Origin of the sequence: Lawsonibacter sp. (genome assembly GCF_022777125.1) — a bacterium.
Taxonomy (GTDB): domain Bacteria; phylum Bacillota; class Clostridia; order Oscillospirales; family Oscillospiraceae; genus Lawsonibacter_A; species Lawsonibacter_A hominis.
The window spans coordinates 1-10,230 of the sequence record NZ_JALFGV010000090.1 but is presented as its reverse complement, the minus strand read 5'-3'; the positions used below and the strand labels follow the sequence as shown (position 1 = coordinate 10,230).

The window sequence follows — 10,230 nt, the reverse complement described above, 5'->3', positions numbered from 1 at the left end:
CAGAAGGCTGTCTATTGCCGGGATCTGGTGCGCTTGACAAAGGAGGGCTACACGGTGGTCTGCCCAGACTATAGGCTGGTGAGCCAGTCCATTTTTCCTGCCTGCATTCATGATGTCAAGGGCGTGGTCCGCTTTCTGAAGGCCAACGGGGAGAAGTACAACATCGATCCAAACCGCATCGGCGCCCTGGGCAATTCCGCCGGGGGCTGCCTGGCTTCCATGCTGGCCCTCAGCGCAAACTGCAGGGAGCTGGAGGGGGAGGTGGGCGGCAACCTGGAGTATGACAGCTCCATCAAGGCTGCGGCCATCTTCTATGCGCCCGCGGATCTGTGTCAGAGTATCCGCACCAGCGCAGCCGCCCTGTCCGGCCCTCCAAAAGATCTGATCGGGACGGAGATCGAGAACGTGGGCAACGACAACGCCGGCATCATCCCGGCTCTGATCGTGGGCTACACCGGCCCGGGGCGGAGCCTTTTTACCTTAAACCAGGTTCTGGAGCGCAATGATCCCGGGGACCCGGACTGGCATTTTATCGAGCTGACTAGGAAGTGCAGCCCGGTTACCTACGCCGGCGCGGACTGTCCGCCGGTGGCGATCTTCCAGGGCGGCCGCGATACCATTGTGGAGCCGGATCAGAGCGAGATTCTGTACCACGCCTTGGTGAAGGCGGGAGCGGACGCCACCTTTGTGGCCTGCTCCGGCGGCGGGCACGGTCCCTCCCTGGGGGAGGAGATCGACCAGTTTGCCTACAATTTTCTGAAAAAAAGGCTGTGACAGGAGGGGGAAACCATGAAAGAGGCCAACGGATTTTACATGTATGTGTCCACCAGGGCCTGCTATGACCCGGCCAAAACAATTTTCGTCTTCGCACCCGGGGAGATGGCGGCGGACTTGTCCCTGGCGGAGCAGTTTGCCCGGAAGTCAGGCTGGCAGGCGTTGTCCGAATACGATGGGGCGGTGCTGATTCTCCCTCTGGCTCCGGAGGGATGGAACGCACAGTCCCATTCCCTGCCGGGCTTAATTTATGACCGGGTTTGCGGCCAGGTGGGGAGCCGCAACGGCAAGAGTCTGTTTGGCCGGGAAGGAAAGCTCTGGTGCTGGGAGACCATGCTCTACCTGGTTGGGTATGAGGACGGGGCGGTATTTGCCGGAAATTGTGCGGTGGCGGAACCGAACCGCTTTGCCGCGGCTGCTCTGATCGGGGGAGCACCGGATGGCTATTCGGCAGGGGCGTTTCCCTCCAGCCATTGGCTGGTGCGCCATGTGAGCAGTGACTACGCGAAACGCAACGATCAGATTCCCAGCAGCCTCTGGCTGATCGGCGCACCCGAGACGGCTGTCCGGCAGGCTCTGGAATATTTCGGAAGATCGGGCGGCCTTGGCCGGCTGCCCGGACAGGTATCCATGGGAGCGCTGAAGGCCAGCTGCTATGAGAATGAGGCCAACCCGGCTCAGCGTCTGCTGCTGTCAAAGGAGACCGGGATCACCGGCCTATCCCTGGCCCACACCATTCTCGAGGAATATTTTGAGCACACCATCCGATGGAAGGACGGGCCGGACGGGACTTTGGGCTTGCATCTGGGGCGCAGCGGATTTTACCAGACCCCACGGTTTGTCCACCATTCGGTCACAGTGGGCTGTCTGGAATATGCCTGTTCCCTCCATTTCCCTGACGGCTGTCCGGCGGACAGGGTGAAAGGGCTGCCGATTCTGTTCAGTGTACATGGCAGAGGGGAGCCGGTATGGCTCTTCGCTGAAAAGAACGGATGGGACGTGCTGGCGGACGAGACTCGGGCCTTTGTCCTGGTGTGCCCGGACTCCCCGGGAAACATCTGGCAGCTGGAGCGGGACGGACAGGTCTTTGGGGCCATGATTGACCGGCTTTGCGCGGATTACGGCCTGGACCGTACCAGGGTATATCTGACCGGATTCTCCAACGGTGGCGCCATCACAAGGGAGGTGGGGACCGCTTTTCCCGAACTGTTTGCAGCCATTGCCCCCAGCAACGCCCCTGTCGACGCGCCAGGACTGGCGGCGGACAGCCCTGTCTCGCCGGGACTGCTTCGCTCCGGGTATGAGCTGCCCTACTGGGTGTGCGTGGGGGACAATGACCCCGCAGCGGGCACGGATGTGGACGAACAGCTGGAGGTCATGCTGGCGGTCAATGGCTGCCAGGCGCGGGCCGGCGCCGGTTTTACCACCCGCTTTGCGCCCGATGAAATCCGCACCGGTGAGAACTATTACACCTCCGCCCGCGGATATGCCCAGGGGGAGCGGTTCAGAACTCTGGTCTACTGTGGACGGGACGGGCTGCCGCGGGTGGGATACACCGTGATGAAGAATATGCCCCACGGGGCGATCTGTGAGCAGAGCCGGGCTGCCTGGGAGTTTCTGCGGCATTTTCGCCGGCCTGCAGGCAGCAGGCAAATTGAATATCTGCCGGATTAATCGGTTTCATTTAAATATCTCCACAGGGTTGTCCGTCCAATGCCAAGTCTTTTGGCAGCCAGTGTCTGGTTGCCGCCGCATTGGGAGAGGACAACCTTTACAATTTCCCGGGTCATTTCGCCAAGAGGCCGGTTGTAGTCAAACAGGTCGGCGGTGGTGGGCACATACTGCCGCTTCTCCTTCTCGATGACCTCAAACACCGTGTCACGCTGAATGTAAGCGGTGGAAGTGAGCATGACCAGCTCCGCCAATACCCGCTTTAACTGCATGAAATTGTCCGGCCACCGGTAGCTCATGAGCAGGGCCAGAGCCTCGGGGGTAAACCCTACGATCTGTTTGGACATCTCCACATTCATGGCGTTCAGATACAGGTTGGAGGAACCCTGAATATCGTCGGTCAGTTCCCGAAGCGGCGGCATGTAGACGGTGGTGCAGGGCAGATAGTCGATAAAGTTTCTGGACGGATCCGGCAGGTCCCGATCCAGTGTTTGGGAGCAGGAGAGAATAATTCTATTCCGCTTGTGGGCATTTGTGTCCACCAGAAAGGACAGCAGCAGCTCCTGCTGATGTCTGGACAGTGCCTGGAGGTTGCTGATAAAAATGGTGTTGTTCTTGTCGTTGAGGGGCGAATTGTAATTGCTGATGATATAGTTCCACGTCCGCTCGTTAAGCACCTGGCAGTCGATGGTGATATAAGGATATCTCTGCATGGAGCTCTCCAAATAGAGTTTGGCGGCCAGCTGGTTTTTTCCGGAGCCACGCTCACCCAGAATCATCACCGGAAGCGTGGTCTGGTTGATCATGCGGATTTTCTCTTCCATCAGCCTTGCGCTGGAGGTCAGGGAATAAAAGCTGCTGGAATACATGACGGAGACTTCTGTACAGGTGGAAAAGCGGATACCGTGCTTGCTTCCGCCAACCGGAAACGGATTCTGCTCCAGGCAGAAGATATAGCAGGGTTCCTCCAGGAACGTGGTTTCCTCTGCCGAGATGGAATAGAGCCTATTTTCAATCATGTGAAAGGCTTTGGCCGACATGGAGTGAGGGGACTCAGCCAGCTTTTTTAAATATCCGGTGACGGACGAGATATTTTTCTCATTGTAGGTGGAAAACAGGATAGAGCCGTCCTGTTTCATGATGACTGTTTTCATGCCCTGCATATCCAGGGCCCTGGTGAACAGGCGGCCGCGGGCTTTTGTCTCTGCCAACACCCGGCACATATTGATGGAATAATCAATGGCGATATCGATGCTTTCCGGCCCGGACAGGATCAGGATGGGCTCCACCCCCGCTTCCCGTGCCATCATCTCGGTGATCACATCGCACAGGATAAAATTGCAGCCTCCGGCCTTGAGCTCTTTTAAGACAGGGTCCAGTTCGTCCGGGCTGTGGATGGTAATGATGTTCATGCGATAATTCATCATCTCGCAGAGCACATGGGCCGGCTGAGTGACAGTGGGGTAACCCACCACGGCGTATGCCTCCGTCAGGTTTCCCACCAGCAGGATCGCGCGCAGGATGTCATTGATGGACAGAGTGATCTCAATGACGGGTATGGAAGCGATTTTCCGGATCAGCTCAGCGGTCCCGCCCCGGGAGATCAGGATATCAAAGCCCTCGTTCATATGCTGCAGGGCCAGCTGGGCCCCGTCCTCCAGGTTTCCCGTGTAGACAACCATTTCTATATCTTCGTATTTTGCCGCCTCTGTGACCATGGCGTTTTTTAAATTCTCATAGGGCGCAATTCCCAGTATCCGATATTTTCTTTCCATAAACATGTTCCCCTTTCCAAAATGACGATTTAAATTGTTTCATTATGAAAATATAGTACCATAAAGAGAAAATATATACAATAATGTTTCAAATAAGAACAAAAAATAAACTGTTTTTATTTGAAACCTTTTGCGAAAAGCGATATCCTATAACTACAGAAAGCGATTAAATAAAGTGTTCCAAATTGAAACATAAAAGACAGCAGGAGGTGAAACAGTGACTGAATTGATGATCATCGCGGATGATTTCACAGGCGCTCTGGACGCGGGGGTTCATTTCGCGGAGAGAGGGATCGGAACCAGAGTGATTGTCAGCCTGGACCATGACAGAAGCTGGGAGGAAGGGATCAGGTCCGGGGAGACCACGGTGCTGGTCATTGACGCAGAGACCAGACATGTGTCCCCTGACCAGGCGTACCGCAAGGTGTTCGCAGTTGCAAAGGACGCCAGGGAGGCGGGAATTCCCTATATTTATAAGAAAACGGATTCAGCGCTTCGGGGAAACATTGGCAGTGAGCTGGAGGCCGCCTACCGCGCGGCCGGTGAACCATTCCTAAGTTTTGTCCCCGCCTTGCCGCAGATGAATCGGATTACCAGAGGCGGCAGACAGTATATCGACGGAGTGCCGGTCAGCAAGAGCGTGTTTGGCCGGGATCCCTTTGAGCCGGTCACCAAGGATTCGGTGAAGGATATTATCCGCCTGCAAAGCGAAATTCCTGTCATTGAGACTCACGGCGAGGCGCGGCCGGGCCCGGGGCAAGCGGGAATCGTGGTGTACGACGCAACAACCGAGGCGGATATCAGGAGAATTGGAGCGGATTTAACCGTAACAGGGCAGAACCGCCTGATGGCGGGATGTGCGGGGTTTGCGGCGATTCTGCCTGATCTTCTGGGCCTGAAGCGCCAGGAGCCGGAGACGGCGGCGCTGGAGCGCAGATTGTTTGTGATCTGCGGCAGCGTGAATCCGATTACCAGGAGGCAGCTTGACTGGGGAGAGCGGGTGGGATATCCGCGAATCTACATGGCGGCTGAGGAAAAGCTGAATCCGGAGTTCTGGAGGTCGGAGCAGGGAGCCGGCCTGACACGCCGGATGACACAGGAGAGCAGTGAAAATGACTGCGTGATTCTGGACACCAATGACCGTGAGAGCGAGCGGAACACTCTGGAGTACGCCAGGGAATTGGGCATGGACACCGGACAGGTGCGCAGCAGAATCCCGGAAACGTTGGGCATTATTTTGAAGAATATGCTGGATTGCGGGCTCCATGCCGTTATACTGGTGACAGGGGGAGATACGCTTCTGGGATTTATGAAGGAGATCCGGCAGTGGGAGCTGCAGCCGATCCGGCAGGTCCGGCCGGGCTGCGTGCTGACAAAGCTGTACTACTGCGGCCGGGAACATCACATCATCACCAAATCCGGCGGTTTCGGGGAAGAGAACCTGCTGTCGGAGTTAACGGAAGAATTAAAAGGAAAATAGAGTGAAAGGCGAAGAAAATGGGATATCAGATTAAAATTCCATCCTGCGTGTATGCGGGTGTGGGAAGTATCGAGGAAATTGGGACGATTTTAAAGCAGGAGTCGTCAAAGAAGGCTCTGGTATTTACTGATAAGGGAGTGGCCGGAGCCGGGCTTTTGGATAAGCTGACGGCCGTGCTGGAGCGTACAGGCGTGGAATACAAGGTGTTCGACGGGCTGAATCCGGAACCCGCTTACACCGATGCGGAGAAGGTTGTGGAGCAGATGAACCGGGAGGATGGAGACATCATCATCGCTATCGGCGGCGGCAGCGTCATGGACGCGGCCAAGCTCTGCTCCCTGTTAAAAGGCTCCTCCTGCACTGTGACGGACCTTCTGACGGATCCGCTGTTGGCGTCAAAGCAGATGAAAACCATCATGATACCTACCACCTGCGGGACCGGCTCCGAGGCAACCTGTAATGCCATCGTAGCGATCCCGGAGGAACAGTCCAAAAAGGGCATTGTGAATGCGGAGATGATACCGGATTACGTAATCCTGGACGCACAGATGATCGCGGGCCTTCCGGCCTCCATCGTGGCAGCTACAGGCGTGGATGCCCTGGCCCATGTGGTGGAGTGCTTCACCTCAAAGAAAGCGACTCCCTTAAGCGACACGTACGCGGCGGCAGGCGCAAAGCTGATCTTCAGGAATATTGAGGAGGCGTACAGAAATCCCGGTGACATGGAGGCCAGAAGCAACATGATGCTGGGCGCCTTTTACGGCGGAGTGGCCATTACCGGCAGCGGCACAACCGCGGTCCACGCCTTAAGCTATCCCCTGGGCGGAAAATACCATATCCCCCACGGCGTGTCCAACGCAATCCTGTTCGCCCATGTGATGGCGTTCAATAAGGACGCCTGCGCCGGCCGGCTGGGGGTACTCTGCGACGCGGTATATCCGGAGCGCGCGGCTCTTGGAACAGAGGGGAAGGCGGATTACATGATCGGGCGGATCGCCGCAATCGTTGAGAACACGGAGATTCCCATCCATTTAAATGCCTTTGGTGTGAAAATGGCGGACCTGGATTTACTGGTGGATGCAGGCAGTAAACAGCAGAGACTGCTGGTGAACAACAGGAAGAAGCTGAGTCTGGAGGACATTCGCGCCATTTATTTAAAAGTGTTGAAGGAGGAGTAGAAAGTGACTGAGATCAAGGGAATTATCGCGGCAATGCAGACCGCCATGCATGAGGACGGCAGTATCAATGAGGCGGAGCAGCGCAGACAGATCAACCGGCAGATCGCCGCAGGCGTGGACGCAGTGTTCTGTCTGGGGACCAACGGCGAGTTTTACATCATGTCCATGGAGGAGAAGATCCGTGTGATGGAGATTTTTGTGGACGAGGTAAAGGGCCGCGTTCCGGTGTACGCCGGCACCGGCTGTATCAGCACGGAGGAGACGGTGGCTTTGTCCAGAAAGGCCCGGGAAATCGGCGTGGATGTACTCTCGGTAATCACGCCCTACTTCGCGGCGATCAGCCAGGAGGAGCTGTATCAGCACTACGCCCAGGTGGCAGGTTCGGTGGACCTTCCGGTGGTGATGTACAACATTCCGGCGAGAACAGGCGCCTCCCTGGCACCGGCCACTGTAAAGCGCCTGGCGGGTGAGTTCGCCAACATTGCCGGAGTGAAGGATTCCAGCGGCAATTTTAACAATATACTGCAGTATATCCAGGAAACGGAGGGCATGGACTTTTCGGTTCTCTCCGGCAACGACGCTCTGATCCTGTGGACTCTTTTAGCAGGCGGCAAGGGCGGCATTACAGCCATCGCCAACATCCTTCCCACCGTCATGGTGGACATCTACCAGAACTATTTAAAAGGCGATATGGAGAAGGCCAGGGAAGCGCAGAACGCCATTTCCAGGATCCGTGAGTGCTTCAAATACGGCAATCCCAACTCCGTTGTCAAGTGTGCGACCAATCTGATCGGCCAGCCGGTGGGACCGTGCCGCAAGCCCTTCGGCATCCTGCCCCAGGACGCGGTGGAGGGGATCAGGGAAACTATTGACAACTACTATGGGGAGTATAAAAACAAATAACCGTGCAGGAAAGGGGAATGGCATCTATGAAAATAATCGGAATTACCATGGGAGATCCGGCCAGCATCGGCCCGGAGATTACTGCAAAGGCATTATCGGATCCGTCGGTCTATGAGCGCTGCAAACCGCTGGTTGTGGGCGATGTCCCGGTGATGGAGGAGGCGCTGAAGATAACCGGCCTCTCCGGCAAGCTCAAAATACATACCATCGGGGATGTGAGTGAGGCGCTGTTTGAGTACGGTACCATCGACGTCTGCCACATGGGTATGGTTGATATGGACAAGCTCCAGCGGGGGAAGGTCTCCGCGATGGCCGGAAACGCGGCCTTCCAGTATGTGAAAAAAGTCATCGGGCTGGCCATGGATCACAAGATTGACGCTACGGTGACCAATGCGCTGAACAAGGAAGCCATGAATCTGGCCGGCCATCATTACTCCGGCCATACCGAAATCTACGCCGATTACACAGGAACCAGGAAGTACACCATGATGTTGGCCCACGAGAATCTGAGAGTGGTCCACGTGTCCACCCATGTTTCCCTGAGAGAGGCTTGCGACCGCGTAAAAAAGGACCGTATCCTGGAGGTGATCCGCATCGCCCACCAAGCCTGCCGCCGGCTGGGTATTTTCCAGCCGAAGATCGGCGTGGCCGGCTTAAATCCTCACAGCGGGGAGAACGGCATGTTCGGAAGGGAAGAGATTGAGGAGATTACGCCGGCAATTCAGGCGGCGAGAGACGAGGGTATCCAGGCAGACGGACCGGTTCCGCCGGACACCGTGTTCTCCAAGGCAAGGGGCGGCTGGTATGACATCGTTGTGGCCATGTACCATGACCAGGGGCATATCCCCTTAAAGGTGGTGGGCTTTGTCTACAACCAGGAGGAACAGAAATGGGATGCAGTGGCCGGAGTGAACATTACGCTTGGTCTGCCCATCATCCGCGCTTCCGTGGATCACGGAACCGCCTTTGACCAGGCTGGCACAGGCCTTGCCAGCGAGCTCAGCCTGACCAATGCCATGGATTACGCAATCCGCATGGCTGAAACAGAGGAAATGGAATAGATACAGCACAAAAGGAAGGGGAAGAACAATGGAATACGCAAAATTGCCGGGATTGACACCGGACGGAACGATGTATTGGAATGAGGAGATGGGGACTATGGAGGCGGTGCTTCCTCCGGGAGGTTACAAGACCGCCCACGGCCCGGGGCTTTTGGAGCTGGAGAACGGGGATCTGCTGTGCGTCTGGTTTGCGGGCTCCTTTGAGGGAAATGCAGATGTAAATGTCATCTGTGCGAGGCTCAAAAAGGGCTCAAGCCGGTGGGAGGAGCCGGTTTTAGTCTCCCACGATCCGGACAGAAGCGAGCAGAATCCGTCCCTGTTTGCCGGCCCCGACGGGAAAGTGTGGGCTATGTACACTTCCCAGCTGTCCCGAGTGGAAGGCAAGGACAACATGCAGTTTACCTCTGTGATCCGCTGTCAGAAGAGCGCGGATGGGGGAGAGACCTGGAGCGATTACGAGACCGTATTTCCGGAGGAGGGCAGCTTCTGCAGACAACCCATCCAGGTGCTGGAGAGTGGACGCTGGATTTTCGGTAACTGGATCTGTACCGACTCCGAGCTGGGCCTGACAGGTGATCCCACCGCATTCCGCATTTCCGATGACCAGGGAAAGACCTGGAAAACCGTGGATATGCCGGAGAGCAACGGCGCGGTTCACGCCAATGTGGTGGAGCTGGAGCCGGGACATCTGGCTGCGTTCATGAGAAGCCGCGCGGCCGACCATATCTACCGAAGCGAATCCATGGACAACGGAGATACCTGGACTGCACCGGTGCCCACCGTTCTGCCCAACAACAATTCCAGCATCAGTGCGGTCAAGCTGAAGAGCGGCAGAATCGCCGTTGCCTACAACCCTACCTGCACACCCTGCCCGACACCCGGCGTGGCTTCCTGGCCGGGTCTGCGCTGCCCGGTAGCCGTTGCGCTGTCCGAGGACGGCGGCCTTACCTTCCCCATGATCCGCTATATGGAACGGGGCGAGGGGTACATGGGTGCTGAGAACAAGACGAACAACAGACAGTATGAATACCCATACATCATGCAGGGCGCGGACGGCAGGCTTCACCTGGCATTTGCCTACAAGGACCGTCTCAGCGTGAAGTACATGAGCTTCACGGAGGAAGATGTTATGGGCAAAAAGCGCGAGACAGTGGGCCTCTACAACCCTACCTCGGCAAAGGTCCGGTAAGAAGCAGGCCAAAAACATAGGAGAAGGAGAAAAATAAAATGACAACCCAAATGATTCTTGCTCTTGCAATCCTGATTGTTATGATTACGCTGATCTTGTTTGACGTACTTCCCTTCGGCGCGCCGCCCCTTCTGGCGTGCATGCTGCTGGTGGCCACCGGTCTGTCTACCGTATCCGAGGCCTTCGCGGGTTTCGCCCA

Annotated in this window: 8 protein-coding genes; 7 read left to right on the top strand and 1 reads right to left on the bottom strand. The window is 56.5% G+C overall.

Annotated features, from left to right (window positions below):
- Together MR825_RS07780 and MR825_RS07775 are read left to right on the top strand one after the other, a co-directional pair.
- On the top strand, positions 1-774 hold a 774-nt coding region (locus MR825_RS07780; RefSeq protein WP_287879983.1), incomplete at its 5' end, for an alpha/beta hydrolase.
- Between the two features lie 15 nt (positions 775-789).
- A complete protein-coding gene (locus MR825_RS07775) occupies positions 790-2,448 on the top strand; it encodes an alpha/beta hydrolase family esterase (RefSeq protein WP_278854531.1) in 1,659 nt (552 codons plus the stop codon).
- Here MR825_RS07775 and MR825_RS07770 read toward each other — a convergent pair.
- Positions 2,445-4,220: a sigma-54-dependent transcriptional regulator gene (locus MR825_RS07770; protein WP_074663201.1), complete on the bottom strand. Its 1,776-nt coding sequence runs from the start codon at positions 4,218-4,220 to the stop codon at positions 2,445-2,447. The genes MR825_RS07775 and MR825_RS07770 overlap by 4 nt on opposite strands.
- Before the next feature lie 217 nt (positions 4,221-4,437).
- On the opposite strand from MR825_RS07770, the gene MR825_RS07765 reads away from it, so the two are divergent.
- The 5 genes from MR825_RS07765 to MR825_RS07745 are packed head-to-tail and all read left to right on the top strand — an operon-like array spanning position 4,438 to position 10,031.
- A complete protein-coding gene (locus tag MR825_RS07765) occupies positions 4,438-5,700 on the top strand; it encodes a four-carbon acid sugar kinase family protein (protein ID WP_002596027.1) in 1,263 nt (420 codons plus the stop codon).
- Positions 5,701-5,717: 17 nt separating this feature from the next.
- Positions 5,718-6,878, top strand: a complete 1,161-nt coding sequence (locus tag MR825_RS07760) for an iron-containing alcohol dehydrogenase (protein ID WP_278854533.1) — start codon at positions 5,718-5,720, stop codon at positions 6,876-6,878.
- A 3-nt stretch (positions 6,879-6,881) separates the two neighbouring features.
- Positions 6,882-7,781, top strand: coding sequence for a 4-hydroxy-tetrahydrodipicolinate synthase (gene dapA, locus MR825_RS07755; protein WP_002596029.1), 900 nt, complete (start codon positions 6,882-6,884; stop codon positions 7,779-7,781).
- Positions 7,782-7,798: 17 nt separating this feature from the next.
- A complete protein-coding gene (gene pdxA / locus MR825_RS07750) occupies positions 7,799-8,842 on the top strand; it encodes a 4-hydroxythreonine-4-phosphate dehydrogenase PdxA (protein WP_002596030.1) in 1,044 nt (347 codons plus the stop codon).
- Between the two features lie 28 nt (positions 8,843-8,870).
- Positions 8,871-10,031, top strand: coding sequence for a sialidase family protein (locus MR825_RS07745; RefSeq protein WP_002596031.1), 1,161 nt, complete (start codon positions 8,871-8,873; stop codon positions 10,029-10,031).
- Positions 10,032-10,230: the final 199 nt, after the last annotated feature.